Origin of the sequence: Serratia sp. SA088 (genome assembly GCF_049065515.1) — a bacterium.
Taxonomy (GTDB): domain Bacteria; phylum Pseudomonadota; class Gammaproteobacteria; order Enterobacterales; family Enterobacteriaceae; genus Serratia; species Serratia nematodiphila.
Window position 1 is genome coordinate 169,671 of the sequence record NZ_JBAKGW010000007.1, and the last position, 26,989, is coordinate 196,659.

Annotated in this window: 29 protein-coding genes; 11 read left to right on the forward strand and 18 right to left on the reverse strand. The window is 60.3% G+C overall.

Translation table 11 applies throughout. The annotated features are described in order from the left end of the window. Positions 1-42 precede the first annotated feature (42 nt). A complete protein-coding gene (locus tag ACOWVD_RS18400; RefSeq protein ID WP_021503915.1) occupies positions 43-1,899 on the forward strand; it encodes a M3 family metallopeptidase in 1,857 nt (618 codons plus the stop codon). Positions 1,900-1,962: 63 nt separating this feature from the next. Here ACOWVD_RS18400 and ACOWVD_RS18405 read toward each other — a convergent pair whose 3' ends face one another. Further along, entirely contained in the window at positions 1,963-2,598 is a 636-nt protein-coding gene (locus ACOWVD_RS18405; RefSeq protein WP_004939270.1) for a carbonic anhydrase, read from the reverse strand. A 381-nt stretch (positions 2,599-2,979) separates the two neighbouring features. Between ACOWVD_RS18405 and ACOWVD_RS18410 the strand changes: the two genes are divergently transcribed. Next, on the forward strand, positions 2,980-3,519 hold the full coding sequence (locus ACOWVD_RS18410; RefSeq protein ID WP_049241212.1) for a hypothetical protein: 540 nt from the start codon (positions 2,980-2,982) through the stop codon (positions 3,517-3,519). Continuing rightward, on the forward strand, positions 3,516-3,932 hold the full coding sequence (locus tag ACOWVD_RS18415) for a putative T6SS immunity periplasmic lipoprotein (RefSeq protein ID WP_048795879.1): 417 nt from the start codon (positions 3,516-3,518) through the stop codon (positions 3,930-3,932). The genes ACOWVD_RS18410 and ACOWVD_RS18415 overlap by 4 nt, the downstream gene beginning before the upstream one ends. A gap of 68 nt (positions 3,933-4,000) precedes the next feature. Here the strand turns inward: ACOWVD_RS18415 and bhsA are convergent, their stop codons facing one another. Together bhsA and ACOWVD_RS18425 are read right to left on the reverse strand one after the other, a co-directional pair. After that, positions 4,001-4,261 carry a multiple stress resistance protein BhsA gene (gene bhsA / locus ACOWVD_RS18420; protein WP_015377148.1) on the reverse strand — a complete coding sequence of 87 codons (261 nt, stop codon included), beginning with the start codon at positions 4,259-4,261 and terminating at the stop codon, positions 4,001-4,003. A 168-nt stretch (positions 4,262-4,429) separates the two neighbouring features. Further along, positions 4,430-5,059, reverse strand: coding sequence for a flavin reductase family protein (locus tag ACOWVD_RS18425; protein ID WP_049200915.1), 630 nt, complete (start codon positions 5,057-5,059; stop codon positions 4,430-4,432). A 118-nt stretch (positions 5,060-5,177) separates the two neighbouring features. Here ACOWVD_RS18425 and rlmF point away from each other — a divergent pair, with 118 nt between their 5' ends. From rlmF to ACOWVD_RS18450, 5 genes are all read left to right on the forward strand, one after another. Next, on the forward strand, positions 5,178-6,143 hold the full coding sequence (gene rlmF, locus ACOWVD_RS18430) for a 23S rRNA (adenine(1618)-N(6))-methyltransferase RlmF (RefSeq protein WP_170310338.1): 966 nt from the start codon (positions 5,178-5,180) through the stop codon (positions 6,141-6,143). A 295-nt stretch (positions 6,144-6,438) separates the two neighbouring features. Beyond that, complete coding sequence (locus ACOWVD_RS18435; RefSeq protein WP_164095310.1) at positions 6,439-7,743, forward strand: methyl-accepting chemotaxis protein; 1,305 nt, start codon at positions 6,439-6,441, stop codon at positions 7,741-7,743. Positions 7,744-7,926: 183 nt separating this feature from the next. Beyond that, positions 7,927-8,496, forward strand: a complete 570-nt coding sequence (locus tag ACOWVD_RS18440) for a TetR family transcriptional regulator (RefSeq protein ID WP_197843042.1) — start codon at positions 7,927-7,929, stop codon at positions 8,494-8,496. 11 nt (positions 8,497-8,507) lie between these two features. Then, positions 8,508-9,146: a GNAT family N-acetyltransferase gene (locus ACOWVD_RS18445; protein WP_421105721.1), complete on the forward strand. Its 639-nt coding sequence runs from the start codon at positions 8,508-8,510 to the stop codon at positions 9,144-9,146. Continuing rightward, positions 9,134-10,141 (forward strand): alpha/beta hydrolase family protein, encoded by a 1,008-nt coding sequence (locus tag ACOWVD_RS18450; RefSeq protein WP_100396093.1) that lies wholly within the window; start codon positions 9,134-9,136, stop codon positions 10,139-10,141. Before ACOWVD_RS18445 ends, ACOWVD_RS18450 begins: the two co-directional genes overlap by 13 nt. On the opposite strand, the gene ybiO is transcribed toward ACOWVD_RS18450, so the two are convergent. The 6 genes from ybiO to dps form a co-directional block, all read right to left on the reverse strand. Then, positions 10,138-12,363, reverse strand: a complete 2,226-nt coding sequence (gene ybiO / locus ACOWVD_RS18455) for a mechanosensitive channel protein (RefSeq protein WP_273875114.1) — start codon at positions 12,361-12,363, stop codon at positions 10,138-10,140. The genes ACOWVD_RS18450 and ybiO overlap by 4 nt on opposite strands. Before the next feature lie 154 nt (positions 12,364-12,517). After that, a complete protein-coding gene (gene glnQ / locus ACOWVD_RS18460) occupies positions 12,518-13,240 on the reverse strand; it encodes a glutamine ABC transporter ATP-binding protein GlnQ (protein ID WP_004939230.1) in 723 nt (240 codons plus the stop codon). Continuing rightward, a complete protein-coding gene (gene glnP, locus ACOWVD_RS18465) occupies positions 13,237-13,896 on the reverse strand; it encodes a glutamine ABC transporter permease GlnP (RefSeq protein ID WP_004939229.1) in 660 nt (219 codons plus the stop codon). Before glnP ends, glnQ begins: the two co-directional genes overlap by 4 nt. A 102-nt stretch (positions 13,897-13,998) precedes the next feature. After that, entirely contained in the window at positions 13,999-14,742 is a 744-nt protein-coding gene (glnH, locus tag ACOWVD_RS18470; protein ID WP_004939223.1) for a glutamine ABC transporter substrate-binding protein GlnH, read from the reverse strand. 338 nt (positions 14,743-15,080) lie between these two features. After that, a complete protein-coding gene (locus ACOWVD_RS18475; RefSeq protein ID WP_015377155.1) occupies positions 15,081-15,347 on the reverse strand; it encodes a DksA/TraR family C4-type zinc finger protein in 267 nt (88 codons plus the stop codon). Positions 15,348-15,487: 140 nt separating this feature from the next. Next, a complete protein-coding gene (dps, locus tag ACOWVD_RS18480) occupies positions 15,488-15,991 on the reverse strand; it encodes a DNA starvation/stationary phase protection protein Dps (RefSeq protein WP_004939215.1) in 504 nt (167 codons plus the stop codon). Between the two features lie 355 nt (positions 15,992-16,346). On the opposite strand from dps, the gene ACOWVD_RS18485 reads away from it, so the two are divergent. Then, positions 16,347-16,898, forward strand: a complete 552-nt coding sequence (locus ACOWVD_RS18485) for a shikimate kinase (protein WP_160125253.1) — start codon at positions 16,347-16,349, stop codon at positions 16,896-16,898. On the opposite strand, the gene nanQ is transcribed toward ACOWVD_RS18485, so the two are convergent. Together nanQ and rhtA are read right to left on the reverse strand one after the other, a co-directional pair. Continuing rightward, a complete protein-coding gene (nanQ, locus tag ACOWVD_RS18490) occupies positions 16,880-17,347 on the reverse strand; it encodes an N-acetylneuraminate anomerase (protein ID WP_049241221.1) in 468 nt (155 codons plus the stop codon). The two genes, ACOWVD_RS18485 and nanQ, sit on opposite strands and share 19 nt — an antisense overlap. Positions 17,348-17,479: 132 nt before the next feature. After that, entirely contained in the window at positions 17,480-18,367 is an 888-nt protein-coding gene (rhtA, locus tag ACOWVD_RS18495; RefSeq protein ID WP_004939202.1) for a threonine/homoserine exporter RhtA, read from the reverse strand. Between the two features lie 400 nt (positions 18,368-18,767). Here rhtA and ompX point away from each other — a divergent pair, with 400 nt between their 5' ends. Then, positions 18,768-19,286, forward strand: coding sequence for an outer membrane protein OmpX (gene ompX / locus ACOWVD_RS18500; RefSeq protein ID WP_004939201.1), 519 nt, complete (start codon positions 18,768-18,770; stop codon positions 19,284-19,286). Between the two features lie 90 nt (positions 19,287-19,376). Here ompX and ACOWVD_RS18505 read toward each other — a convergent pair whose 3' ends face one another. Beyond that, positions 19,377-20,357, reverse strand: coding sequence for a nitrilase family protein (locus ACOWVD_RS18505; RefSeq protein WP_164095313.1), 981 nt, complete (start codon positions 20,355-20,357; stop codon positions 19,377-19,379). Between the two features lie 91 nt (positions 20,358-20,448). Between ACOWVD_RS18505 and ACOWVD_RS18510 the strand changes: the two genes are divergently transcribed. After that, on the forward strand, positions 20,449-21,321 hold the full coding sequence (locus ACOWVD_RS18510) for a LysR family transcriptional regulator (RefSeq protein ID WP_164095314.1): 873 nt from the start codon (positions 20,449-20,451) through the stop codon (positions 21,319-21,321). Positions 21,322-21,325: 4 nt separating this feature from the next. Here the strand turns inward: ACOWVD_RS18510 and ACOWVD_RS18515 are convergent, their stop codons facing one another. From ACOWVD_RS18515 to ltnD, 6 genes are all read right to left on the reverse strand, one after another. Next, a complete protein-coding gene (locus ACOWVD_RS18515; protein WP_004939196.1) occupies positions 21,326-21,856 on the reverse strand; it encodes a GNAT family N-acetyltransferase in 531 nt (176 codons plus the stop codon). Positions 21,857-21,919: 63 nt separating this feature from the next. After that, entirely contained in the window at positions 21,920-23,290 is a 1,371-nt protein-coding gene (locus ACOWVD_RS18520) for a GntP family transporter (protein ID WP_421105722.1), read from the reverse strand. A gap of 106 nt (positions 23,291-23,396) precedes the next feature. Beyond that, on the reverse strand, positions 23,397-24,173 hold the full coding sequence (gene otnI / locus ACOWVD_RS18525) for a 2-oxo-tetronate isomerase (protein ID WP_049241227.1): 777 nt from the start codon (positions 24,171-24,173) through the stop codon (positions 23,397-23,399). A gap of 3 nt (positions 24,174-24,176) precedes the next feature. Continuing rightward, on the reverse strand, positions 24,177-24,809 hold the full coding sequence (locus ACOWVD_RS18530; protein ID WP_015377162.1) for an aldolase: 633 nt from the start codon (positions 24,807-24,809) through the stop codon (positions 24,177-24,179). Then, on the reverse strand, positions 24,806-26,065 hold the full coding sequence (otnK, locus tag ACOWVD_RS18535; protein WP_164095315.1) for a 3-oxo-tetronate kinase: 1,260 nt from the start codon (positions 26,063-26,065) through the stop codon (positions 24,806-24,808). The genes ACOWVD_RS18530 and otnK overlap by 4 nt, the downstream gene beginning before the upstream one ends. Further along, entirely contained in the window at positions 26,065-26,979 is a 915-nt protein-coding gene (gene ltnD, locus ACOWVD_RS18540) for an L-threonate dehydrogenase (protein ID WP_164095316.1), read from the reverse strand. The genes otnK and ltnD overlap by 1 nt, the downstream gene beginning before the upstream one ends. Positions 26,980-26,989: the final 10 nt, after the last annotated feature.

The window sequence follows — 26,989 nt, forward strand, 5'->3', positions numbered from 1 at the left end:
GACTATACTGGGATATTTCCTCATCGGCTGAGAAGGACGGTTATGCAACAGGCTCTCGATTACTTCAATCAATTGAACCAGGATTACCTCGACGTACACCGCGCCAAAGAAGAGCTGTTCTGGCAAAACTACATGGGCACCGGCGGTGAAGACGTCTCGGCGCGCTTTTCCGCCGCCGAAAGCGCCTATAAGCGCTTTATCGCCGAACCGCGCCGGCTGGCGGAGATCCGCACTCTGCTGGCCGGATTGGAAGCGTTGCCGCAGGAGGCGCAGCGCGATGCGCTGATCCACGGCCTGCAAGGTTGGCTGCGCTTTTTCGACTGCAACGCCATTGAAGATCCGCAGGCGCAGGCGCTGTTGGATCAGATCATCCACGCCGAGTCCGATCTCTACTCGCGCCGCAAGGGCTATCAGGTCACCCATCTGAACGCCGACGGCCAGCGCGTGGCGGCTTCGCTCGGCGAGCTGTTGACCAACCAGGCGACCAACCCGAACGAAGAGTATCGCCGCAGCTCGCAGCAGGCGCTGCGCGATCTGGAGCAATGGCTGCTGCATAACGGCCTGCCGGAGCTGATCGGCCTGCGCAACCGCTTTGCGCGCCAGATGGGTTATCGCAACTATTTCGACTACAAGGTGAACAAGACCGAGCGCATGACGCCGGAGCAGCTGTTCGCCATTCTGGATCGTTTCGAGCGGGAAACCCGCGAGGCCAACGCGCGCAGTCTGCAACAGCTGGCGGCCGAGAAGGGCAGCCAGGCGCTGGAGCCGTGGAACGTGCGCTTCGCCAGCGCCGGCGACGTCACCCGCCAACTGGATCCTTACTTCCCGTTTTCCCGTTCGCTGGAACGCTGGGTCGACAGCTTCAAACGCCTGCACATCGGTTTTGGCGGCGCGGAGATGAACCTCGATCTGCTGGTGCGTAAAGGCAAGTATGAGAACGGCTTCATGCACGGCCCGGTGCCGCCGTTTGTACGCCAGGGGGAGTGGGTGCCGGCGCGCATCAACTTCACTAGCCTGGCGCAGCCGGGGCAGGTGGGCAGCGGCGCTTACGGGCTCAACACGCTGTTCCACGAGGGCGGCCACGCGGCGCACTTCGCCAACATTCGCCAGAATGCGCCGTGCTTCTCGCAGGAGTTCCCGCCGACTTCGATGGCCTATGCCGAAACCCAGTCGATGTTCTGCGACAGCCTGCTGGACGACGCCGATTGGCTGAAACGCTATGCGAAAAACGCCGCCGGTGAGGCAGTGCCGGATGCGTTGATCGAAGCCGGCATCGCGGCGCGTCAGCCGATGCGCGCGTTCAACGAACGCCATATCCTGCTGGTGCCGTACTTCGAGTGGGCGCTGTATCAGTGGGATGACGAGCAGCGCACGCCGGAAGCCATCACCGCGCTGGCGCGCGAGGTTGAGCAGAAGATCCTCGGCATCAGCGGCAGCCCGCGCCCGACGCTGGCGATCCCGCATCTGCTGTCGCTGGAGTCCGCCTGTTCTTATCAGGGCTACCTGCTGGCGATGATGGCGGTGGAACAAACCCGCCACTTCTTCCTGCAGCGCGACGGTTATCTGACGGACAACCCGGCCATCGGCCCGGATCTGGCGCAACACTACTGGTTGCCGGGCAACAGCGTCAGCCACGACGACACGCTGCGCAGCCTGACCGGCGAAGGGTTTAATCCGGACTATCTGGCGCAGGCCTGCAACCAGACGGTGGCGCAGGCGTGGCATGAGGCGCAGCAGACGATGGCCGCCGCCGCCGCCCGCCCGCAGCCGCCGGCGGATTTCGATTTGCAGGCGCATATTCGGGTGGTGGATGGCGAGACGGTATTGGCAGACAACGCCGACGGTGACGAACGGATGTGCCGCGACTTCGCCGCAGCGATAGAGGCGCGTTTGGTTTAAGGCTGACAATAAAATCCACGCGGAAGCGTGGATTTTATTTAATGGTTAAAACCAGGCGTGATTTTATTCGAAATAGACGTCGGGATTATCGGCCAGAGACACGAAGCTCTTGGTGTTTCTATCCAGCGTGCGAATTTCGCCGCTTTCGATGTCGTACACCCAGCCGTGCAGGCGCAGCCCGCTGTTGCGCAGACCCACCGCCACAGAAGGATGGGTTTTGATATTATTTAGCTGAGCAATAACGTTCTCTTCCACCATAGCGTTAACTTTGTCTGTTTCGCTATTCCAGGTTTTCTTCTCGACCACTGCTTTGGCCGCATCCGCATAGTGCAGCCAGTGAGCTACCGCAGGCATGGGGTCGAGGCACTGGCAGGACGCGATAGCCTTCATGGCGCCACAGTTCGAGTGGCCACAAATCACGATATCAGTAACACCCAATGCCACCACCGCATACTCGATGGTCGCAGAAACCCCGCCCGGCTCCGGGCCAAAGGAAGGAACGATGTTGCCGGCGTTGCGGATAACGAACAGTTGCCCAGGTTCTTGCTGCGTCACCAGCTCGGGCACCAGGCGGCTGTCAGAACAGGAGATGAAAAGCGCTTTAGGATTTTGGCTGGAGGCCAGGCTGCGAAAGAGTTCCTTACGCTGTGGGAAAATCTCTTTCTGGAAACTGAGGAAACCTTCAATGATATGTTGCATACAACGCTCTCTGCATCTGTAGTCTGCGTAACATGATAATCATCCTCTCCCGTTAGTCCAGCAATGGGGTGGTAAAAAAATGTGTGCTCATCCCCCCTGCAAACCCCATTAAATACGGGGTTTCTACCCGTTTTCGGCAGCATTGTCCGGTTCGTTTACGCGTGGGGTGCTGAAGAAGCAGACGGTAAGAAACCAGTTACCTTACTTATTCAAAGAATAAATATATTTTATTTAGTCCATCATAAATAAAAATTTGTTCCGCAATAACGAGGGGAGACCATCAATTTTTCCGGGAGAATTATCCCAAACTATCAGGGCATTCCCGTACAAGGTGGCTATTTATGCTAGGGTATGCTTTCACTTGTCAATGGAGCTGGCGATATGATTACGGCTAAAGGAATGGCGCGAAAGCTCACCGTGGGTGAGATAGGAATTGCCCAGATCATTTTTAAGAATGCTATCGATTACTCGAGGGTGAGTGTGCATAACGCGGGTTATTTCCCTTTTGGTTTGCAAAATGACAATACGGCCGTTACACCGAACGGCGAAATTTATTTCACTCCAAAGAATTTTCGTGAAGATTATTCAAGAGAGAGCGCGGGTTTTCAACATTGGTTTATCCATGAAATGGCGCATGTTTGGCAGTATCAAATGAAGATGAATGTGTTGCTCAGAGGTACCATGAGCTGGGCGGCAACTTATGAATACTCTCTTCCCAACTATAACACTCTCGCTGACTACGGAATGGAGCAACAGGCCTCCATCCTTGCCGATTACTTTTTACTTATTCGTTTTAGTAGAGAAGAGTGGCGTCGTAACAAACGGATGACTGGCTTGGAAGGGCCAGATCTTAAAACTCGCTATGAAACCGTGTTACGGTTGTTCCTACGAGAGCCGCGTAACCCTAAGGCAATGAAATGAAAAAACTGACTTTTTTATTGGCGCTGGTATTACTGAGCGGCTGTGTGCAGGAGCGTCCCTGGTTCTATCCGGCAAACGTCAGCGTTAAAAATAATCGCGTATGCGTTAGCGTGCCGGACGATATTGCCGGAAAACGCGAGCTGGTGGGCATCGGAATTTATCAACCGGGGGCCGGCGGGAAGGCGGAATGGTCCACTTCGGTTGCGCCAGGTCAGCAACCGATAGCGGTCATGCCAGGCGAATGCCTGACGGAGGCTTTCGGCGGGTTCCAGATTGGGCATAGCTATTCGGTTGAGATTGCGACGGTCGGCAATGCGTCAAATGAGGCGCCGCGCAAATATTGGACTGAATTTACAGTGGTTGCTGATAAAGCGGATGGTAATAAACTCGCTGTCGTACCCATTCAGCGCTGACGTACGCGAACATAAAAAAAGCCCGCCGGGGTGATAGCCGGCGGGCTTTTTGACGTCTGGGGCGGTGATTATTTGTAGATAACCGCGGTGGCGTGCATCAGGTTGTTACCGCTGGTGGAGGTGATGGTGAAGGCCTTGGCACCTGCCGCATCGGCTTTGGCGGCCAGCTGCGACTTCAGGCTGCTCAGGTCGGTCGCACCGCTGGCGACGATCACGCCGGCTTTTTCGAATTGGGCGGCATCCTGGGCGCTGACGTGCTCAGCGGCGAAAGTAGTGAAAGAAACGGTAGCCAGGGCGATAGCAGCAGCAAAAGTTTTGATGGTTTTCATGTTCGTCATTCCTGTCAAAGTGAATTAGGGAGAAAGGGGGTTGCCTTTCGATGGGAAGATTATTGCGCAGTGACAGGCGGGATGAAATCGGAGAGTGTTGATTGTTTTGTTCAGATTTTTTGATTGTTTACTCCCCCGTTCATCTTCTGCCTAAACGGGGGGAGACGATCAGCGCGTCGGGCGCGCCAGATCGAAACGGTGCTGTTCGGAAATGCCATAGTAGGCGGTCGGGCCGCCGGCGCGCAGGATCGGTTCGGCGGCGGCGGTCTGGTAGACGCCGTGTTCGTCCAGCAGCGCCGGATCGAGGTGCACCGCCACCACCTCGCCCAATACCAGCCAGGTTTCCACCTGTTCACCGGCGGCGGTTTGCAGCTGAATGCACTGGGTCAGGCGGCATTCGAAGTTCACCGGGCTTTCGGCCACGCGCTCGGCTTTGACCCGGCGTCCGGGCAGTGGCGTGACGCCGGCGAAGGCGAATTCATCCTCGCCGCGCGGCAGGTTGATGGCGCTGTTGTTCATCGCTTCCGCCAGCGGGCGCGTCGCCAGATTCCAAACGAACTCGCCGGTTTCCACGATATTCGCCACGCTGTCTTTCCAGCCGGTGCTGGCGAAACCGATGATCGGCGGGCGATAGTTGAAGCAGTTGAAAAAGCTGTAGGGCGCCAGATTGCGCAAGCCGGCGGCGCTGCGGGAAGAGATCCAGCCGATGGGGCGCGGGCCGACGATGGCGTTCAGCGGATCGTGCGGCAGGCCGTGGCCGGCGGCGGGTTCATAATAATAACGAGATTCACGGCTCATGGGGGACCCTGTGGCAATCGATGAAGCTTTCATTGTGCCGGGTTTCCCGCCGCTGCGCCATTGCGGGCCGGATGTGTTATCTTACGCGTCGGAAATACCTTCAAGAGAGCCCGTCACGGTGGAAAAAAAGAAAACCTTCCCGCAGCAGAAAAGCGGCCTGCATCCGCGCAACCGTCATCGTTCGCGCTACGACTTCCCGGCGCTGATCGCCAGCTGCCCGGCGCTGGCGCCGTTCGTGAAGCCGAACGCCTGGGGCGATGTCTCGGTGGACTTCGCCGATCCGGCGGCGGTGAAAATGCTCAACCGTGCGTTGCTGCAACACTTTTACGGCATTGAACACTGGGATATTCCGGCGGACTACCTGTGCCCGCCGATCCCCGGCCGCGCCGATTATCTGCACCACCTGGCGGATCTGCTGGCGACCAGCAACGGCGGCGAGATCCCGCGCGGCAAGGGTGTGGCGATCCTCGACGTCGGCGTCGGCGCCAACTGCATCTACCCGATCGTCGGCCTGCGCGAATACGGCTGGCGTTTCACCGGGTCTGAAATCGATCCGGTGTCGCTCAACTCGGCCAAGATGATCGTCGAGATGAACCCGACGCTGCGTAACAGTGTGCGTCTGCGGCTGCAAAAACAGCCTGAGCTGATTTTTAGCGGCATCATCGGCGCGGCCGAGAAATTCGACGCCACCCTGTGCAACCCGCCGTTCCATGCGTCCGAGCAGGAAGCGCGCGCCAGCACCCGCCGCAAGCTGCACAAATTGGGCAAAGGGGAAGTGGCCGCCAAGCCGGTGCAAAACTTCGGCGGCAAGAACAATGAGCTGTGGTGTGAAGGCGGCGAAGAAGCCTTTGTGCGCAAGATGGTGGCAGAGAGCGTCGGCAAGGCCAACCACTGCCTGTGGTTTACCTCACTCATCTCGAAAAACACCACGCTGCCGGCCATCTACCATGCGTTGAACGTGGCGGGCGCGGCCGAGGTACGCACCATCGAGATGGCGCAAGGGCAGAAGATCAGCCGCTTCGTCGCCTGGACCTTCCACGACGCCGAGCAACAGGCCGCCTGGGCAGCCGAACGCTGGCGCTAACCCTTCCGGCGCCGGTTATCCTGCCGGCGCCGACAAAAATCCGCATTTTACCTTTCAATTTTCATCACTTACGTTATTCTCAATACGGGTTTAGTAATAAAAATCTTAGGCTGTTAGTTTATTTAAATTCTAATAATTACTTTACTGAATAAATAAATTTAATCCGGTTAATAGCAATAACCAGAAGGAACGGCGCTGCCCGTTCCTTCCGCGATGGCACGTCTGCGTGTGGGCGCGGCATGTGGCCAGGCAAAAATAAGAAAAGCGCCATCTTCTGCCACAAGGACTACACCTTATGCTGTTACGATTCAGTCAGTTAACTACCCACAAAGGCGCCGAGCTGGGCGCGATAGAACACGCCGTTCCGATGATCGTCTTCTCGCCCGACGGCACGGTATTGCGCGCCAACGATCTTTTCCTCAGCACGCTGGGATTTCAACGCGATGACGTGATTGGCCGGCATCACCGTATTTTCTGCGATCCGAACTATGTCGCCAGCCCGTTATATCGCAAGCATTGGGAGACGCTGAATAAGGGGCAACCCATCACGGACACCATAAAGCGCATCGCGAAAAACGGCGAGGCGGTATGGCTGCAGGGCACCTACGCGCCGGTGCTGAATAAACAGGGTAAGGTGGTGGAAATCGTCAAGATCGCCAGCGAAGTGACCGAGCGAGTGACCCAGGCGCAGGAACACCGCAGCCTGCTGGCGGCGCTGAATCGCTCGATGGCGATGATCGCTTTCACGCCGCAGGGCACCATTGTCAGCGCCAACGACAATATGCTGGCGCTGATGGGCTATCGGCTGGAAGAGGCGTGCGGGCAGTCGCATGCGGTGCTGTGCCCGCCGGAGTTCGCCGCTTCCGACGATTATCGGCGGCACTGGCAGCGCCTGGCGCGCGGCGAGTTCATCACCGGGCGTTTTGAGCGTCTCAACCGGCGCGGCGAACGGGTATGGCTGGAGGCCAGTTACAACCCGATCCTCGACAACGAAGGCCAGGTGGTGAAAGTGGTGAAGATTGCCCAGGACATCACCCGGCTGATGCAACAGCAGCAGCACGAAGAAGAGATGGTGCGTAACGCGCATCATCTGTCGCTCGATACCGATCGGCAGGCGGCGCAGGGCGCGATCATCGTGCAACAGGCGGTGAAAGGCATGCAGCAGGTCGAAGCGGCGGCGCGCGAAACCTCGGACGTGGTCACCGAGCTCGGTAAGTGTTCTCAGCAGATCGGCACCATCGTCGAAGCCATTCGTAAAATCGCCTCCCAAACCAACCTGCTGGCGATTAACGCCTCGATCGAAGCCGCCCATGCCGGTGAGCACGGGCGCGGTTTTGCGGTGGTCGCCAACGAAGTGCGCACGCTGGCGGAACAGTCGCGCAAGGCGGCGACCGAGATTGAGCGCATGACCAAGTCTATCCAGCAAGGCGTGGCGGCGGCGATTGCCGGCATGGCAACCTGCGTAGAGCAGGCCGGCGGCGGCGTGGCGCTGACCCACGATGCCGGGGAAGTGATCAACCAGGTCAACATCGGCATGCACGACGTCGTGAAACTGATGCAGGCGTTTACGTCGGTGAAGCAGGGCGACGCGCTGCACTGAGTTTTCACCACGCCGCCCGCCGAAAACGGGGGCGGCGTTTTTATCTTCCCGCCGATTCACACGCCGTTGAGCCGTGGTTCAATTTTACCGGCCTATGCTATCCTTAAATGTGAACGAACGTTCGTTCATTAATGTTTATTCGATGGCGCCAGGCGCCCCCCTTCACCGTTTCGGGAGTTGTCGATGGGAAATCGAGAAAAGATTGTCAAGGCCGCGCTGCACAGCTTTACCCATCAGGGATTTCACCAGACCAGCATGCGGGATATCGCGCAGGCGGCGGGCGTCAGCGTCGGCAACCTCTATAACCACTTTACCGGCAAGGAGGCGTTGATCGGCGAGATTGCGCTGCTGGAAAACGGCGTATTCACCGAGTTTGCCGCCGGATTGTGGGCCGAGAGAAAGCGGCCGAAGCAGGCGCTGTCGGCCTTTTTTACCGCCTATCACGCTTTTGTCGCTGAGCCGGCCAATGTGCAGCTGTCGGCGGAGATCGTGGCGGAGGTGGCGCGCAACCCGGCGTTGGCCGAGCCGTTCGGCGCCAACCAGCGGCAGCTGATTGAGGCGCTGGCGACGGTTATCGCCGAGGCTCAGCAAACCGGTGAGATTGCACCGACGATAGCGCCGTTACCGCTCGCGCAGCTGGTGCTGGACGTGATCGAAAGTCAGGCCTGGCGGCAGGCAATCTTTGCGTCGTCCGCGCCGGAGGAGACCACGCCGGTGCGGCTGTTGGAACAGCTGCTCTACCGGCATCCCTAGTCGAGGTGGATATGCTGCACATTGAGCCGTACCGCGATGCTGACCGCCTGCAAACGGCGGCGCTGATCTACGCCGCGTTCTGCGACAAGTTTCAGCGCGCGCGCCGTCTGAGCCCCCGCCTTCAGTGGCGTCTGTTCTATCGGCTGTGGTGTTGGAAGCAAGGCGGCAGCCGGGAGCGCAGCTTCGTGGTGAAGCAGGATGAACAGGTGGTGGCGGCCTTTGCCCTCAATGCGGCCGCTGGCGAGAACAACGCCGGGCGGCGTCCGCATGCCTTGCCGATTTGGCGGCTGTGCCGCCGCTATGGTTGGCTGAACGTTTGGCGCATGTATCTGCAAATGGCGGTGTTGCGGCACACCCCGGCGGCCGATGAACTGTATCTCTCTTACCTGGCGGTGGCCGAGAATCAGCGCGGCAAAGGGGTGGGCAGGCGGCTGCTGCAGTGGATGAACGACTACGCTGCCGGGCAGGGTTCTGGGCGGCGCCTGAGCCTGCACGTCAGCCGGCGCAACGTGGATGCGCTGCGCCTGTATCGGCGCTGTGGTTTTCAGGTGCGGCGAGAAGAGCATTACGCTGCGTTGGGATGGCTGTTCGGTCAGGCCGACTGGGTGTTGATGGAGAGACTATGCGGGGAGGCGACGTGCGCAAAATAGGACTGTGCAGTGTGGTGCTGTTTCTGCTGGCGCTCGGGTGGGTCATTTTCGTCAACGACTTTCGCTTCGTCACCGAACCGATCACGGTGATCGCCGGCGGCAACCGGCTGACCGGCACGCTGGTGTTGCCGCAGCATGCGCCGGTCAAGCCCGGCGTTGTGGTGTTCGTGCACGGCGATGGGCCGGCTAACGCCAGCCGCGACGAAGGCTATTTCGGCATTTGGGAGGCGATGGCGCAGCAGGGCTATGCGGTTTTATCCTTCGATAAGCCGGGCGTTGGCGGCTCGGGCGGCAACTGGCTGCATCAGACCATGGCGGATCGTGCGCGGGAAACCGCCGATATCATCGACTGGGCCCGGCGAGACGGGCGCTTCGATGCGCGCTGCGTGGGGCTATGGGGCACCAGCCAGGCGGGGTGGGTGATGCCGGAGGTGGCGCGTTTACGCCCCGATATCGCCTTCACGCTGGCGCTGGCGCCGGCGATCAACTGGCTGCGGCAGGGGCGTTACAACACCCGCGCGGCGATGGCGGCGGCGGGGGAAGATGAAGCGAAAATCCAGGCGCGCGAAGCGCACTGGCGCCATATCCAGACGCTGCTCGAGCAACCGGACGGCTACGCGCAGTACCGCCGCGAGTATGGCTCCGCCGCATTGAGCGCCGACCGCTGGCGCTTTATCCGCGCCAACATGGCCAGCGACGCGACGGCGGGATTGCGGAATTTCAACACGCCGGTGCACCTGATCCTGGGCGGGCGCGACGTCAACGTGGACGCGGACGAAACCGAGCGCGTGTATCGGCAAACGATCCCGGCCTCGCTGCTGACGGTGACGCGCATCGACGAAGCCGACCACGTGATGATCAAACCGCTGTTCGCCCGCCATCCGTGGCTGATCAACGTGGTAGGCCTGTTTGCGCCGCGCTCGGTGCAATACGACGCCTACCGACAGGACGTTGCGGCCTTCCTGGCCGCTCAGCCCTGCGGGCGCGGGCGCTAACCGCCGGGAGCCGCGGGCGGTGCCTGTTCTTCGTGCGGCTGCGGCGCGCGGGAGATCTGCATCGCCTGCTGCGGCATGCCGATGCCGGCCCGATCGAAATGGATTTTCACCAGCCGATCGAGGGCGTATTGCACCACCCACTGTTTCAGCGCCTGTGTGCGCACCGTCACGCGGGTGGTGAACGAGCGGTCTCCCAGCGCCACCACGCCGTTGAAGACCGGCTCGCCAATCAGGAAATGCTTCACCTGTTCATCTTGCTTCAGCGCCGCGACGGCCTGATGCAGCACCTCATTGACCCGATCGATGTCCTCGTCGCGGCTGACGGTGTAGTTGGCGCGGTATACCCCGAACTCACGCGCATAGTTGGCCAGCGTGGTGATCGAGGAGTACGGCACGATGTGGTAGACGCCGTAGTCGTCGCGCAGGCCGATCGAGCGGATGGTCATGCGCTCCACGGTGCCGGTGATGCCGCTGACGGTGACGTACTCGCCGGTGTTCATGCCGTTTTCGAACTGGATGAACACGCCGGTAATCACGTCTTTCACCAGCGTCTGGGCGCCGAAGCTGATGGCCAGCCCCAGCGCGCCGGCGCCCGCCAGCAGCGGCGCGATGTTCAATCCCACCTGCGACAGCACGATCATCACGGTAATGGTGCTGATAACGATAGCCAGCACGTTGCGAAACAGCGTCAGCAGCGTGCGTTCGCGCGCGCTCGGCCGCACGCCGTTGCTCAGCTCCAGCGCCAGACGGTGCTCGATGATGCTGGCCATCAGCGTCCAGCTGAACACGGCGATCAACAGGATCAGCAGGATATGCACCAGCCCGCCGAGCGTCCGCTGGCCATTTTCGCTGCCCGCCCACTGGTACAGGTTGATCAGGTGCCAGGCATCGAGCAGGAACAGCGTCACCGCCAGCACCACCATCACCCGCAGTATCTTCAGCCCGTTGGGGATGTAGGAGTTGATGCGCCGCTCGAGCATCGGGTAGCGCAGATTGACGTCGGTCGGCAGTGAAATGCGGCGGAAAATCCAGCGGGTCAGCATGCCGGACAGCAGCGCGCCGACGCCGACCACCAACAGGCTTTTCACCGTGGCGCTCATCATAAAGCGCAGGCTGTTGCCGATGTCGAACTGGGACAGCACGAACAACACCAGAAAATAGGCGATCGCCAACAGATGCCAGATATGCCCCAGCCCGCGCAGGATCACGCTGAAAAACGCCATCGACCGCTCGGCCAGCAGGTTGATCTGTTGCTGTATCGGCTTGCGGTTGTGCAGGATCAGCCAAATGGCGTACAGCGTCAGCGCCAGCATCACCACCAGGTTGACGGTGGCGGCGGCCGGGTAGCTTATCTGGACCGCCACCACCGGCACCACCACCATCAGGCCGTAGCCGATCAGGCCGCTGAGCCAGGCGAGGCGCGTGTTCCAGTAGTGCGCGCTCCGGTCGCTGAAGGGGAAGGGGCGCAGATAGTCGAAGCGGGGGGCGAAAATCAGCCGCAGCACCGCCTTGAAAAATTCAATCACCGCGAAGGCGCTGAGAAATAGGGTCTGCAGCCGCAGAATGGTGGCGCTGTCGGCGTGGACGTGGCGGGCGAACAGATTGCCCGCCGCCAGCGCCAGCAGCAGCACCAGCAGATCGATGGCGAAAGCGCCGAGAATGGCGGCGGGGCGTTTATACCACGGGCCGCGCTGTAGCCGCGCATTGTGTCCCCAACTGCCCATGCGTTTGTACAGCGGCGCGATCAGCCGCCGGATCAGGTGGAACAGCGCAAAGGTGACCGCCACCGTCAGCAGAAAGTAGCCCAGCGCGCGGAAAAAGCCGGCGGGATTGAAAACGCGCTTCGGGCCGGAGTCGATCAGCTTTTGCAGCGCGCCGAGCTTTTGGTTAAAGGTGCCGATGCCTTCCTGCGCCAGCGAGTTCAGGCTGTCGCTCAGCGTAGCGGGCGTCGATTCCTCCGGCGTTGCCAGCGCGGCGGCGGGGGCGTCGCCGGCGGTCTGTTTCAGGTGGTTGATGAGTTCCGCGCGTGCTTTGTCGTCTTGCAGCAGATCGGCCAGCGCGGCGTAGGCGGCTTTCTGCTGCTCGCTCTTGTCGGCGGGCGCGGGCGGCGCATTTTGCGCCAGCGCCGGTGGTGCGAAGACGTTCAGGGTCAGCAACAGCAGCAGGAAAAGAAGGTGTTCTCGCAGATGAGAACCTCGTCGGGAGTCTGCGTTTGGCGGCATGGTTCCTCTCTTTGGCGTTCTTTGATCGGCGGATGTAAAAGCAATACGATGAAAAACAATGAATATAGTAGGAAAGGTGGCGCGACGGGGCGTGGGAGAGCGTGCGGAATGAAAGCGGCGGGCGCGTGGTGCGCCCGCCGTTAAACCGCCAGGATCAGGACACGTGCTGCAGGAACTCCTGCAGACGCGGGCTTGGCGGATGATTGATCAGATCGTGCGGGTTGCCGTCTTCGGCAATCCGGCCCTTGTCGATAAAGATCAGGCGCGACGCCACTTTTTCGGCAAAGCCGACTTCATGGGTAACGATGACCATCGTCATGCCTTCCTCGGCCAGATCCTGCATCACCTTCAGCACTTCATGGCGCAGCTCCGGATCGAGCGCGGAGGTCGGCTCGTCGAACAGCATCATTTTCGGCTTCACCGCCAGCGCGCGCGCGATCGCCACGCGCTGCTGCTGGCCCCCCGACAGTTCGGACGGGTAATGGTGGGCACGCTCCGCCAGACCGACCTTGGCCAGCAGTTCGCGCGCCAGCTTTTCCGCATCGGACTTCTTCGCGCCGCGCACGCGGATCGGGCCGAAGGCGACGTTTTCCAGCGCCGTCAGGTGCGGGAACAGATAGAACTGCTGGAACACCATGCCGGCTTCCTGGCGGATCAGCCGATCGTCCACTTTCGGATCGTTGGCTTTCAGGCCGTCGACGATCAGATCGCCGCTGGTGACTTCTTCCAGCTTGTTGATGCAGCGCAGCAGGGTGGATTTGCCGGAGCCGGACGGCCCGATGATCACCACCACTTCGCCTTTGTCGATCTTCAAATCGATGTTGTGCAGCACCTGGGTTTGGCCAAAATGCTTGGAGACATTTTTAAATTCAATCACAGGATTTTCATCCTTCTTTCCAGACGACGCAGCACGAAGCTCAGCACCAGGGTAATAATCAGATAGATAACCGCCACGGCGCTCCAGATTTCCAGCGCGCGGAAGTTACCGGCAATAATTTCCTGACCCTGACGGGTCAGCTCCGCCACGCCGATCACGATGAACAGCGAGGTGTCTTTGATGCTGATGATCCACTGGTTGCCCAGCGGCGGCAGCATGCGGCGCAGCGCCAGCGGCATAATGACGTAGCGGATGGTTTCGCGGCGCGACAGGCCGAGCGCCAGGCCGGCCTCGCGGAAACCGTTATGGATAGACAGCACCGCGCCGCGGGTGATTTCCGCGATGTAGGCGCCGGAGTTGATCATGATGGTCACCACCGCCGCGGTGAAAGGATCGATGCGCAAATCGGTGAACGCCATCGGCAAGGCGAAGTAGATGAACATCACCTGCACCACGATCGGCGTGCCGCGGATCACTTCGATAAACACCAACGCGATGTGGTTGGCGATCCAACCGCCGTAGGTGCGGGCAAAGCCGGCGACGAGGCCGATGATCAGGCCGCCAATCAGACCGAGGACCGAAATCCACAGGGTCATTTTGGCGCCCTCTAACAAGATAGGAATGGCGGGCCAGATGGCGCTCCAGTCGAACTGCATGATATTTCTCCCGGTGATCCCAAACGTGGGTATCAGATACAACAAAGCGCAGGGGGTTAAGCGCCCCCTGTGCTTAAGTTAATCGCTTGCCAAATTCACAGCTTACTTAGGTTCGGTGCCGAACCACTTCTTGTAAATCTCGTTATAGGTGCCGTTCTCGCGCAGCGTTTTCAGCGCGCCGTTCACCTTCTCGCGCAGCTCGTCGCTGCCTTTAGGGAAGGCGATGCCATACTGCTGCGCTTCCAGCGAATCGCCGACGGTTTTGAACTTGCCGGCGCCGGCCGTCTTAATGAAGTATAGGATGTTTGGCGTGTCGTGCAGCACCGCGTCGGCGCGCTTGGTGCCTAGTTCCATGTAGGCGTTGTCGATGTTAGGGAACTGACGCAGATCCTTGGTTTTGATGTGCTGCTTGGCGTAATCCACCGAGCCGGTGCCGCTCTTCACCGCCACCACTTTGCCGTTCAGATCGTCGATGCTTTTCACGCTGTTGTTGTCGGCGTTGACCATCACCAGCAGGCCGCTCTTGTAGTAGCCGTCGGAGAAATCGATGGCTTTCTTGCGCTCATCGGTGATGGTGATGCCGGCCAGCGCCAGATCGACGTTTTTGGTCTGCAGCGCCGGAATGATGCCGCCGAAGTCCATCGGTTTCAGGGTGTAGTCCAACTTCAGCTCTTTGGCGACCGCGGCCCACAGGTCGATGTCGAAGCCGACGTATTTGTCGCCTTGCTTGAACTCAAAAGGAACGAAAGCGGTGTCGGTGGCGACCACCAGTTTGTCTGCTGCGTGGGAACTTACGGCAAAGGCCAGAGAGAGTGCGGCCAGGGAGACTTTAAAAATCGACTTCATGAGAGGAATTCCTGTACAGGTTGCGGATTACCCATTTTTTATATTGCAGTTGGTGCCATGAAAAAATCGTGCCATGTTTTCAACTAATATAAAAACAAAGAGTTACTGCGTGATGTTGTGCCGTGACGGCGAATAGTTATGGTTATGCACCACAATGAGGCACCGAAATGGTGCGTAAGAATTATCTTGGTGCACGGGGCTATCATTAACCAAATTTTGGCTGTGAAACAACCGTTCTTTAACGTTTTTGCTTCAATATTGATAACTAACTCTAACTTTCATGATCCATTGACGGTGCAAGGGTGACTGCGAGAGGGGCAAAAGGGGAGCAGATAATGCTAACGCAACTGGCTGTCTTTGCTGCCGCGCCGGTTGTACAGGCTGGTGGCCGCGTGTTTTTTGTCTTGTTCGGCCTGGCAGGCGACGCAAAAACGCACGCCCTTCAGCGCCTTGCGGCGCGCCTCGGGGATCGGTTCTCCGCATTCCTGGCAATAGCGTTCGCTCTCGCCGTGCCCGAGCGCTTCACGCGCGCGCTGCACCGCATCGTCGACGGTGGAATCAATCTGATCTTGTACGGCGCCGTCCGCCGCCCAGCCGCTGGCCATAATCACCTCCTGACAAGGAAACCCTACCGTTTAATATGGGCCGTTTTTTGTACAATGCAACGGTCGCGCAAAAGAAAACAGGCCGGGCAAAGCCCAGCCTGCGCTGCCCGGAACGACGGGCGATCTGCAACGCTTTCGTGTTATTCGATATTGGATTCGATGAACCACAGGAATTTGTCCAGATCGCGCGAGGCGGCGGTGAACATATCGGCGGTGTCTTCGTCTTCCACTTCGGTAATGGCTTTGCGGATGTCATTCGCGACCGCGCCGTAGCGATCGGCCAGCGCTTTCAGGTGTTCCTGCACGCTGTGGATATTGGTCGGGTAGCTTTTCAGCGGCGTGCGATCGTTGACCACCTGTACGGTGCCCAGCGCCACGCCACCCAGCTGCACCACGCGCTCGGCGAAGGTGTCCTGATGCTCGATGATGGCGGTGCGGAAGCCGTCCAGCATTTCATGGACCGCGATGAAGTTCGCGCCGCGCATGTTCCAGTGCGCCTGTTTGGTGATCAACGAAAGATCGATGAATTGCACGACCTGATGGTTCAGCGCCTTGATGGCGGCCAGTTTAACTTTTTCGTCCAGATCGTTACGGGTATACAGCAGATCAGAAGATTTCGTTTTCACCAGTTTAGCGGTACTCATATCAGATATCCTCTTGATTAGTCGTTGTCCTATTTCGTTACGGGATTAATTATAGCAGGGATGTTTATTTTTGCCGCACGAAAATGGCTATTGCACAAATAGGGGTGGCCTAATGGCAATATTTTTATTTGGTTTTTTCTATTGTGTAATTTTATGAATTTTATTGTTATTTTGTTTTTTATTATTATTTTTGTTAGTGACAATTTATCCCCGTTATCTTATTTTCTGCGGGCGCGCAGGTTTGGTTAAATATCCACTTTGTTATCGTGGTGTTAATGCCAAGCCTATTCAGATTGATAGACGTAATTGATACGGCTAAAGTATGGAAATTATCCCCAGTCTTTATTGGCGAGTGATGAAAATTAACGTCGTCGGCACCAGCGGCAGCGGTAAAAGCACCCTGGCGCGTCAACTGGCGGAACGTCTTGACGTTCCCTATATCGAGATGGACAGACTCTATTGGCGGCCCGAGTGGCAGGGGACGCCCGATGGCGCGTTTCTGGCGCGGCTTGAGCAGACGTTGGCCGAAGCGGGAGGAGGTTGGGTGCTGGACGGCAACTACAGCCGCACGCAACCTATCAAGTGGCGCGAGGTCGATTATATCCTGTGGCTGGACTACGGTTTCTGCCGCACGCTGTGGCAGGCCGTGCGCCGCGCATGCCGACGCGCGGCCGGCAAAAGCGAGCTGTGGCCGGGCACCGGCAATCGGGAAAGTTTCCGCCGTTCTTTCTTTAGCCGCGAGTCGATCGTGCTGTGGACGATCCGCACTTACTCGAAGAACCGGCGAAAATACCTGGCGGAGATGGCCCGTACCGATATAGGGGGCCGTTTCAAGCGCTTGCGCTCTCCCCGCCAGGCCGCCGATTTTCTACGGACGCTGCCGCAGGCTCACAGCAGCAGGCGGTGATGGATCCTCACCACCGCTTTCTTGATGTGCTGCGGCCGCTGCCACAGGCAGCCGGTCTTATGCGGTTCCATCTGGAAAAAGATCGCGAACATGCCGTGCGTCATGTGAAGGGTTTGCGGGTGGCGTTTGATGTCCAGCAGCAGCAGATCGCTATTTTCTGCATGCGGATGTTCGCGATGCCAGTCGCCCGCCAGGCCGTATTCGATGCGTTCTTCGCCGCTGATCAGCAGATGCAGCGCGATGTACTCCTGATGCATTTCGGCGCGCTTCTCCGCCGCCGGCGCGGTGGTCAGCGTCATCACGTCCATAAAGATGTTGTCGCCGTCGATCGGGTGATGGCCCAGCGCCAGTTCGGGCAGGTCGCATCGGCGCAACTCGGTCAGGGTTGAAACCAGCGCCGGCGCGAGTCCGCGGCCGAAGCGTGGGTTGAACAGGCTGTTGTGAATCACTGTTATTCTCCATGTGAGCGAAAGTCCAAAGAGCCTGCGATACAGGCTAAGGGGAAGTATGCCGATTTGTCACGAGGAAAACAGTTAACCCGCCTGCATTCCGGCGTTGCGGACGGCAGGCGAGTCAGGCGATCAGGAAAGGCTTTCGAGGCGCGGTTTGGGGCGAATGGTCAGGGCGGAACCCATGGAGGCGGCGATAATCGCCGCCAGCGCCAACCATTGCACGCCGCTTAGGTGTTCGCCGAGGAACAGCATGCCGGACAGAGCCGCCATCGCCGGCTCCAGGCTCATTAAGGTGCCGAAAGTGCGCGCCGGAATTTTGGGCAGCGCGATGATCTCCAGCGAATAAGGCAGCGCGGTGGAGAGGATCGCCACCGCCAGCGCCACCGGGAGAATATCGAGGTTGAACAGCACGCTGCCGGTTTGCCAGGCGCCGATCGGGCAGAACACCAGCGCAGCGATCAACGAACCGAGCGCCACCGTGCCGGGTCCGTGATCGCCGCCGGCCTTTTGGCCGAAAATGATATAGACCGCCCAGCAGGCGCCAGCGCCGAGCGCACAGGCGGCGCCGAACGGATCGATCCCGCCTACGCCGTGGCCGAGCGGCAACAGGAACCACAACCCGGCGATCGCCAGCGCCACCCAGAGAAAGTCGATCGGCCGCCGCGACGAGAACATGGCTACCGCCAACGGGCCGGTAAACTCCAGCGCCACGGCGATGCCGAGCGGCACGGTGCGCAGCGAAAGGTAGAACAGGTAGTTCATCGCGCCGAGCGACAGGCCGTAAATCAGCAGCGGCAAGCGGCTGCCGGCGACGATGCGCATACGCCACGGGCGGAAGATAATGAACAGAATCAGGGTGCCGATGAAAAGACGCAGCGTCGTAATGCCTTCCGCGCCCACGATCGGGAACAGGCTTTTGGCCAACGAGGCACCGCTTTGGATAGACACCATGGCGATGATTAACAGACAGATGGGCAGCAGCGCGGAGGGCGCTCTGCCGGAAGTAGATAACGACATCCTTAACGGGCCTTTTTTGCGCCGTTCCTCAGCCTTGAGAAAACGGTCGAAACGGGGATGCGAGCAGTGTAAATGAAATGGCGAAAATCTGTCTGAGAAAAGCGCGCATCGCGGTGAAATCCGCCGATCCTCGGATGAGATGTGGCGAATTTGGTCAAAAAGTGCGCTTTTTCTTAAGAATTATCTGGATATTAAATTGGTGATTTTTGTCACAGAAAGCCGTAGAATACGGCCGAAAATAGAGCGAAAAGAAGTAGATACACTGTTCTTGAAATCTTCTGTTACACGATATAAAGCATTAGACACTCATTTCAAGGCAGAGTTTCACGCTAATTTTTGTTATATTTTCAAAGCATGAACAAATGGATGTACTTAATAATAAAACGCGTTTGAGGTGGTTATGAAAAAAATTGCATGTCTTTCCGCAGTAGCAGCTTGCGTATTAGCAGTTAGCGCAGGTACCGCATTCGCTGGTCAGAGCACCGTATCCGCTGGCTATGCGCAGGGTGATCTCCAAGGCGTTGCTAACAAGGCCAACGGTTTCAACCTGAAATACCGTTACGAGTTCGACAACAACCCACTGGGTGTGATCGGCTCCTTCACCCACCTGGAAAAAAATCGTTCTGAAAGCGGTTTCTACAAGAAATCTCAGTACGATTCCATCACCGCAGGTCCAGCTTACCGCTTCAACGACTGGGCGAGCATCTACGGTGTGATCGGTGTTGGCTACGGCAAAAACATCGACAACGCCCAGGCTGGCGGTAACAAAGGTGGCAACAGCGACTACGGCTTCACCTACGGTGCAGGTCTGCAGTTCAACCCAATCGAAAACGTTGCCCTGGACGTTGGCTACGAGCAGAGCCGCATCCGCAGCGTGGACGTTGGCAGCTGGAACGTTGGCGTAGGCTACCGCTTCTAAGATTTCTTCATGCCTGCGGGCGTGAATGCGCGGCACAGGTTGCCGCGCGGATAAAAAATCCGCCTTCGGGCGGATTTTTTTTATCTGTCATTAGTCGCTGCGCCCCGTAGGCTGCGTCGAAAAGCGCGCGCTGCGGGCATCGCGCTCATAGCCTTGCGGTTCGGTCAGTAAACCGTACAGCTCGGGGCGGCGTCCGTAAATCCAGCGGCGTCCGGTACTGAGCGGGATCAGCGTCAGATCGAGATCGGCACTGACCAGCCGGTCTTCCGCCGCCCAGGTCTCCGCTACGATGCGGCCGTAGGGATCGAGGATCATCGCATTGCCGGTGCGTACCTCATCGTCATCGCGGCCCACGCCGTTGCTGAATAACAAAAACAGCCCGTTGTCATGAGCGCGCGAGGGCAGCCAGCGCATCAGCCAGCCGCGGCCGTGTTCGCCGCGAAAGGCGGCTTCTATCGCCTGCGGATCTTCCGCTCGCCGCTGCCACAGCGCCTGTGGGATCGGCTTCATGCCGTGCGGGCTGCGCGAATGGGTGCCGCCGGTCTGGTGTGGGGCCATCAACACCTCCGCGCCCAGCAGCGCCGTCGCGCGCACATTCTCCACCAGATTGTTGTCCCAACAGATCAATACGCCCACGCGCACGCCCCAGGGAGTGTCGAACACCGTATAGCGATCGCCGCTGGCGATAGCCGGGTGTTCGAAGGCGTGCAGTTTACGGTGCACATGCAGCGCGCCGTCCGGCAGGCATACGGCGTAGGCGTTGTAGCAACGGCCGTCGTCGCCCAGCTCGATCAGCCCGACGCCGATCGCCATGTTGTAACGCTCAGCCAGCGGGCGAATGCGCGCCAGCGAAGGGCTGGACGCGATCGGTTCCGCCAGCGCCCGCACTTCGGCGTCGGACAGATGGCGCACGTGCCAATAGCCGGTGATACACATTTCCGGGAAGGCCAGCAGCTGTACCTGCTGCTCGGCCGCCTGAGCGATAAAGCGCTCGATGGTCGACAGGTTGTAATTCTTATCGTTGGCGCGATGCTGGAATTGCACCGTGGCGGCGCGTAATGAGATGGTCATGGTGTTTCTCCGATGAGGGTCTGCGTTGATTACAGCAGGTGGTTTGATTACTGTATAATCAATTAAATTCCCTATTCGATAACCTAATGGAATGGATATAAAACAACTGCGCGCCCTGGTGGCGCTGGCTGAGCAGGGCAACTATCGGCAGGCGGCGAGCCGGCTATGCATCAGCCAACCGGCGCTGAGCAAGCAAATTCAGGCGCTGGAAACCCAGCTCGGCGTTCGAGTGTTCGAGCGTGGCCGACAGGGGGCGGTGCTCACCGCCGGCGGGCAGCGGCTCTACCCGGAAGCGCAGGCGCTGGTGGAGCAGTACCAGCAGTTTCAGCGGCGCGCGCGGCGGGTGGCGCTCGGGGAAGCGGGGCGGCTGACGCTGGGATTTGGCCTTTCCAGCTTTCATCTGGCGCCGCAGCTGGTGGCGGCCTTTCGCCAACGGTTTCCCGAGGTGGCGATCGGCCTGGAGGACTTGCCGTCGGAACGCCAGTATCAGCTGTTGCTGCAGGGAGAGTTGCAGGCGGGGTTCGTGCGCTTGCCGGTCAATACGCCGCTGTGCGGCGTGGCATTGCTGAGCGATCGGTTGGTGCTGGCCGCGCCGGGCGCGCTGGCGCTGCGCGCCGACGATCTGATGGCGCGTTTCAATCAGCTGCCGCTGTTGCAGTTGACTCCCAAACGCGGGCGCGGGCTGAGCGATCAGTCGCTGCGGTTTATCGCCGCCCACCGGTTGACGCCGAACGTGGTGCAGCAGGCCGGCGATATCCAGACGTTGCTGGCGCTGGTTGCCGCCGGCGTCGGTGTCGCGCTGCTGCCGCACAGCATCACGCATATCGCGCCGGCCGGCATCGACATTTTACCGCTGAGCGGCGAGGAGACGGAGTGGCAGGTCGGTATCGCCTGGGATCCGCAGCGCGCCGATGCGCTGCGGGACAACTTCATTCAGACGGCGTTGGCGGCGCAACGCGCTTAGGCATTCAAAGCGGGCAATGCATCACGACGATCGGGCTCTGGTGATACTCGCTGCGGTGGCTTTCGCTAAAGCCGACTTTTTTCGCCAGCGCCAGCGAAGCCTGGTTTTCCGGTGAGATGATGCAGACGGTTTGCTTGCCGGGCAGGTGCGTTTTACCCCAGGCCAGCGCCGCCCGCAGCGCCTCGGTGGCGTAGCCTTTGCCGTGCGCCGAGCTCACCAGCGTCCAGCCCATTTCCGGCGCGTCGAGCGCCGGGGTGATGTCGCGCAGGAAGTTGGAGAAGCCGATGCTGCCGAGATACTCGCCGCTCTGTTTGTCACGCACCGCCCAATACCCGTATCCCAACAGCGCCCAGTGGCCGACGTAGCGCATCAGGCGCCCCCAGGAGTCTTCCCGGTCGCGCGGCGTGCCGCCGATATAGCGCACCACCAGCGGATCGGCCCACAGAGCGGCCAGCGAGTCGAAGTCGTCCAGCGTGTGCGCGTCCAGCCGCAGGCGTTCGGTGATAAGCGTTGGCGCGGTGTTGATTACGGTCATGTTGCTGCTCCTGCACAGGGTGAAAGGCGATGAAAAACAACGGCGTTCAGTATGCCAGAGAAATCACACCGCCAGCCACAACAGCCAGGTGAACAGAAAGCCGCTCAGGCCGAGCAGGGTGGTCAGCACCGTCCAGGTCCTCAGGCCATCGGCCACCGACAGCCCCAGATAGCGCGTGACGATCCAAAAACCGGAGTCGTTGACGTGGGAAAGCCCCAGCCCGCCAAAACAGGTCGCCAGCGTCACCAGCACCAGCTGCAGCTGATTCAACCCGCTGACCGCTTCCGACAACAGGCCGCCGGTGGTCAGGATCGCCACGGTGGCGGAACCTTGCGAAGCGCGCAGCGCCAGCGAAATGATAAACGCGGCGGGCACCAGCGGCAGGCCAATGGCCGTCAGCACTTCGGCCAGCGCCTTGCCGACGCCGGATTCCACCAGCACCTTGCCGAACACGCCGCCCGCGCCGGTCACCAGGATCACCACCGCGGCGGTCGGCAGCGCGGCGCCCATCACGTCACCGGCGTGTTGCAGGCTCCAGCCGCGGCGCAGCGCCAGGAAATAGAAGGCCAGCAGCAGGGCTATCATCAGCGCCACCGCCGGCGACCCCAGCAGCGACAGCGCATCGCGCAGCGCCGAGCCTGCCTGCAACAGCGTGGCGGAGACGGTGCCGAGCATGATGATGGCGATCGGGATGACGATCAGCGCCGCCACCAGGCCAGCGCCGGGCGGGTTGATGCGATCGCTGAGCGGCGCTCGCCCTTCCGGCCGCGGCTCCGGCGCCGCCAGCTGCAGCTGTTCCAGCACCTCTATCGATAACGGATAGGTTTTGCGGTTGAGGTAGTTGGCGGCGAAATAGCCGATCGCGCCGACCGGAATACAGATCGCGAGGCCGATGATGGTCAGCCAACCGATGTCGGCGTTGAGCAGGCCGGCGGCGGCGACCGGGCCGGGGTGCGGCGGCAGCGCGACGTGTACCGTTAACATCACGCCGGCCATCGGCAGGCCGAACTTCAGCGGCGACACTTTGGCGACCTTGGCGAAGCCGTAAATAATCGGCGCCAGAATGATAAAGCCGACATCGAAGAATACCGGAATGCCGAGGATAAATGCGGCGAGGGTCAGCGCGGCGACGGTATGTTTCGGCCCCAGCCCCTGGCTGAAACGTTGCGCCAGCGACTCGGCGCCGCCCGAGTGTTCGATCATACGCCCGAGCATCGCCCCCAGACCGATGATGATGGTTACCGAGCCGAGCACGCCGCCCATCCCGGCGGTCATCACTTTCATCACTTCACCGGTCGGAATGCCGCTGGCCAACGCCACCAGCAGACTGACCACCAACAGCGCGACAAAGGGTTGCACCTTCGCCTTAATCACCATCAATAACAGCAGCACCACGCCGAGTACGGCAATCAGCAACAGCAGAGAGGTAGACATGAAAAAAGCCTTTCGTTGGGTAAGCGTTGGGCACCGCGATCGCCGCGTGGCGATACGGGTGCGTTTCATTGTTATAAAATCGTTTTCCTGGTGTCGGCGTGCGACGTTAGCGGTAAGGCTTCAGCCAGCCGAGCCCGGCGGCGGTGTCGCCGCGCGGCCGATATTCGCAACCGATCCAGCCCTGATAGCCGAGCGCATCCAGCCTGTCGAACAGCCATGGGTAATTCAGTTCGCCCTCGTCCGGTTCGTGACGATCCGGCACTGAGGCTATCTGGATATGCGCGTAGCGCCCGGCCAGCGTCTCCAGCAGCCCGCTGATATTGCCGTCCACTAACTGCGCGTGGAAAAAGTCGAACTGAATGAACACGTTCGGTCTCTCGATCGCCGCCACCACCTCCGCCGCCTGATGTTGACTGGCGAACAGGTAGTCGGGCTTGACCGGTGGGCTGAGCGCTTCGATCAGCACCTTGACGCCGTGCGGGGCGAAGGCGTCGGCGGCATAGCGCGCATTGGCGATAAAGGTGTCGAGATAACGTTGCCGATCCGCGCCCGCGGGCACCACGCCGGCCATCAGGTGCACGCAGGGACAGGCGAGGGCGATGGCGTAGGCCAGCGCGCGATCGATATCAGCGCGCGCATCTTGCTCGCGGCCCGGCAGCGCCGCCAACCCCCATTCGCCGGCGGCGACATCGCCGGGCGCGGTATTGAACAGCACCTGTTGCAGGCCGTGTTCGCGCAGCTTTTCGGCCAACAGCTCAGCGGGATGCTCGTAAGGGAACAGGAATTCCACCGCGCTGAAGCCTTGTTCGGCAGCGGCAGCGAAGCGCTCGAGGAACGGCACTTCGTTAAACATCATCGATAAATTGGCGGCAAATTTAGGCATGAGTCAGCTCCGTAATTCGGCAATTTCATCATCGGTCAAATAGCGGATCGGACGATCGCCGAGGGTGAAGATCAGCCGCGCCGCATCTTCCATCTCTTCGGTATTGTCCGCCGCCGCTCGCAGGTCTTTACCGGTCACCACCGGCCCGTGGTTGGCCAGTAAAAAGGCGCGGTGGGCCGGCGCCAGGCGCGCCAGATCCTGCGCCAGCCTTTCGTCGCCAGGACGATAGTAGGGCACCACCGGCACCTTGCCGACGCGCATCACCACATAGGGGGTGAACGGTTTGATGGCGTTGTCGACGTCCAGCCCTTGCAGGCAAGATAGCGCCGTGAGGTAGGTGCAATGCAGGTGCACCACAGCTTTGCATTCCGGATTGTTCAGATACAGCGCTCGGTGAAAGCTGATCTCTTTCGACGGCTTGTCGCCGGACAGCCAATCGCCGTTCAGGCTCACTTTAGACAGGCGATCGGCCTGCAGCTCGCCCAGGCAAGAGCCGGTCGGCGTCGCCAGCAGCGCGCCGTCCGGCAGCAACAGCGAGAGGTTGCCGGCGGAACCAGTGGCGTAACCGCGTTGAAAAAACGAGGCGCCGAGACGCACCATCTCTTCGCGCGCTTGCTGTTCGGTCGTCATGCTCATACTGGAAACTCCGTTTGCGCGCGCGAGAAGAAGGCTTCATCGCCAAAATTGCCTGATTTCAGCGCCAGGGAAATCGCCCGATCGCTGGCGCGCACCCAGGGAACGCCGGGAGAAATGCTGGGGCCAATATGAAAGCCGCGAATGCCCAGCGCCTGCGTGACCACGCCGGAGGTTTCGCCGCCGGCGACGATAAAGCGGTTGAATCCCAACCGGCGCAGTTGCACCACCAATTCGGCGAACAGCGCTTCCACCGCCTCGCTGGCGGCGGCGCCGTGCTGCCGTTGCGTTTGCTGCAGCGCTTCCGGCGGCGCAGTGGCGTAGATTAGCGGGGCAAGCGCCTCCCCGGCGTGATGCTGCGCCCAGTGCGCCAACTCGGCGGCGTAGGCGGCGCGTGCCTGTGGTTCGAGGCAACGGCCGATATCGATGGCCTGCGCCGAAGCGCGCTCGCGGTAGTGCGCCACCTGCCGGTTAGTCATCACAGAACACGAGCCCGACAGCACTGCTGCCTTTTCCCCCTGCGGCGCGCCGGCTGCCTCTGCCGAACGAGCGCCGCTTTGCGCCCATTGCCGCGCCAGACCGATCGCCAGGCCCGAACCGCCGGTCACCAGCTTCATCGTTTTCAACGCTTCACCCTGGGTAAGCAGATGCCGCTCGTTGAGCGTATCCAGCACCGCATAGCGCACGCCTTCCTGCGCCAATTGGCGCAGCTTCTCGCTGACCGCCTCGGCGCCGCGATCCATTTCCGCCGCCGTCACCAGCCCACAGCGCCCGGCGGCCTGGGACTCCATCAGGCGCAGCAGGTTGCTGTCGGTCATTGGCGTGACCGGGTGATGACGCATGCCGGACTCAGACAGCAGCTGCTCCCCGACGAACAGGTAGCCCTGATAGACCGTGCGGCCGTTTACCGGAAGCGCCGGGGAAACAACCGTGAAATTTTCCCCCAGCGCGGCGAGCAGGGCGTCGGTCACCGGGCCGATATTGCCCTGTGCGGTGCTGTCGAAGGTGGAGCAGTATTTGAAGTAGAACTGGCGGCAGCCCTGTTTTTGCAGCCAGGCCAGCGCCTGCAACGACAGTTCGACTGCCTGTTTTGCCGGGCAGGAGCGCGATTTCAGGCTGATGACCGCCGCCTGTGCGTTTACCTGCGTTTCGTCCTGCGGCACGCCGTTCAGCTGCACCGTCGGCAGGCCGTTTTGCACCAGAAAACTGGCGATGTCGGTCGCGCCGGTAAAGTCATCCGCGATTACGCCAAGCAGCATCAGAGCGCCTCCTTTTTTTGCGGCAGATCGATGCCGGCAAAGATTTTGATTACCGCACTGTCGTCTTCTTTACCGTAACCGGCGTTGCTGGCGGCGGTAAACATGGTGAAAGCGGTGGAGGCCAGCGGCAGCGGGAAGTGCAGCGCCCTGGCGGTATCCGCCACCAGCCCGAGATCCTTGACGAAGATATCCACCGCCGATTTGGGCGTATAGTCGCCGTCGACCACGTGGCGCATGCGATTTTCGAACATCCAGGAGTTGCCGGCGGCGTGGGTGACCACGTCGTACATCACGTCCAGCGGGATGCCGGCGCGGGCGGCCAGCGCCATGGCTTCGGCTCCGGCGGCGATGTGCACGCCGGCCAACAGCTGGTGGATGATTTTTACCGTCGCGCCCAGACCGATGGTCTCGCCGATGCGGTAAACCTTGCCGGCGATGGCGTTCAGCACGGGTTGCAGACGCTCGAAGGTAGCGTCGGCGCCGGCGGCCATCACCGTTATCTGGCCTTCCTCCGCCTTGGCCGCTCCGCCGGAAACCGGCGCGTCCAACATTGGTAGCCCGTAGTCCAGCAGCCGTTGCTCGATCTGTTTGGCGTCATCGGCGGAAATGGTCGAAGAGACCATCACCGCAGTGCCTGGCTTGAGCTTTGGCGCCAGGCCTTGTTCGCCGAACAAGATTTGCTTCACTTGGGCGGCGTTCACCACCAGCAGCAGCACGGCGTCCAACTTGGCCGCGAAGTCGCACGCGCTGGTAGACGCTTGTTGCGCGCCGGCCTGTTGCAGCGTCGCCAGCGCCTGCGGATTCAGGTCCGCCCCGTAGGTGGTCAATCCGGCGCGAAGGCACGAACGCGCCGCGCCCATGCCCATCGCGCCCAGTCCGATGATGCAGACGGCATAATTCCCTGGGTGTGTCATACTGCACTCC

Bases quoted from the DNA above. Each gene is read 5' to 3' on its own strand.
- ACOWVD_RS18400 (WP_021503915.1), top strand. From the start codon at position 43: ATGCAACAGGCTCTCGATTACTTCAATCAATTGAACCAGGATTACCTC.
- ACOWVD_RS18405 (WP_004939270.1), bottom strand. From the start codon at position 2,598: ATGCAACATATCATTGAAGGTTTCCTCAGTTTCCAGAAAGAGATTTTC.
- ACOWVD_RS18410 (WP_049241212.1), top strand. From the start codon at position 2,980: ATGATTACGGCTAAAGGAATGGCGCGAAAGCTCACCGTGGGTGAGATA.
- ACOWVD_RS18415 (WP_048795879.1), top strand. From the start codon at position 3,516: ATGAAAAAACTGACTTTTTTATTGGCGCTGGTATTACTGAGCGGCTGT.
- bhsA (WP_015377148.1), bottom strand. From the start codon at position 4,261: ATGAAAACCATCAAAACTTTTGCTGCTGCTATCGCCCTGGCTACCGTT.
- ACOWVD_RS18425 (WP_049200915.1), bottom strand. From the start codon at position 5,059: ATGAGCCGTGAATCTCGTTATTATTATGAACCCGCCGCCGGCCACGGC.
- ACOWVD_RS18435 (WP_164095310.1), top strand. From the start codon at position 6,439: ATGCTGTTACGATTCAGTCAGTTAACTACCCACAAAGGCGCCGAGCTG.
- ACOWVD_RS18440 (WP_197843042.1), top strand. From the start codon at position 7,927: ATGGGAAATCGAGAAAAGATTGTCAAGGCCGCGCTGCACAGCTTTACC.
- ACOWVD_RS18445 (WP_421105721.1), top strand. From the start codon at position 8,508: ATGCTGCACATTGAGCCGTACCGCGATGCTGACCGCCTGCAAACGGCG.
- ybiO (WP_273875114.1), bottom strand. From the start codon at position 12,363: ATGCCGCCAAACGCAGACTCCCGACGAGGTTCTCATCTGCGAGAACAC.
- glnP (WP_004939229.1), bottom strand. From the start codon at position 13,896: ATGCAGTTCGACTGGAGCGCCATCTGGCCCGCCATTCCTATCTTGTTA.
- glnH (WP_004939223.1), bottom strand. From the start codon at position 14,742: ATGAAGTCGATTTTTAAAGTCTCCCTGGCCGCACTCTCTCTGGCCTTT.
- ACOWVD_RS18475 (WP_015377155.1), bottom strand. From the start codon at position 15,347: ATGGCCAGCGGCTGGGCGGCGGACGGCGCCGTACAAGATCAGATTGAT.
- dps (WP_004939215.1), bottom strand. From the start codon at position 15,991: ATGAGTACCGCTAAACTGGTGAAAACGAAATCTTCTGATCTGCTGTAT.
- ACOWVD_RS18485 (WP_160125253.1), top strand. From the start codon at position 16,347: ATGAAAATTAACGTCGTCGGCACCAGCGGCAGCGGTAAAAGCACCCTG.
- rhtA (WP_004939202.1), bottom strand. From the start codon at position 18,367: ATGTCGTTATCTACTTCCGGCAGAGCGCCCTCCGCGCTGCTGCCCATC.
- ompX (WP_004939201.1), top strand. From the start codon at position 18,768: ATGAAAAAAATTGCATGTCTTTCCGCAGTAGCAGCTTGCGTATTAGCA.
- ACOWVD_RS18505 (WP_164095313.1), bottom strand. From the start codon at position 20,357: ATGACCATCTCATTACGCGCCGCCACGGTGCAATTCCAGCATCGCGCC.
- ACOWVD_RS18510 (WP_164095314.1), top strand. From the start codon at position 20,449: ATGGATATAAAACAACTGCGCGCCCTGGTGGCGCTGGCTGAGCAGGGC.
- ACOWVD_RS18515 (WP_004939196.1), bottom strand. From the start codon at position 21,856: ATGACCGTAATCAACACCGCGCCAACGCTTATCACCGAACGCCTGCGG.
- ACOWVD_RS18520 (WP_421105722.1), bottom strand. From the start codon at position 23,290: ATGTCTACCTCTCTGCTGTTGCTGATTGCCGTACTCGGCGTGGTGCTG.
- otnI (WP_049241227.1), bottom strand. From the start codon at position 24,173: ATGCCTAAATTTGCCGCCAATTTATCGATGATGTTTAACGAAGTGCCG.
- ACOWVD_RS18530 (WP_015377162.1), bottom strand. From the start codon at position 24,809: ATGAGCATGACGACCGAACAGCAAGCGCGCGAAGAGATGGTGCGTCTC.
- otnK (WP_164095315.1), bottom strand. From the start codon at position 26,065: ATGCTGCTTGGCGTAATCGCGGATGACTTTACCGGCGCGACCGACATC.
- ltnD (WP_164095316.1), bottom strand. From the start codon at position 26,979: ATGACACACCCAGGGAATTATGCCGTCTGCATCATCGGACTGGGCGCG.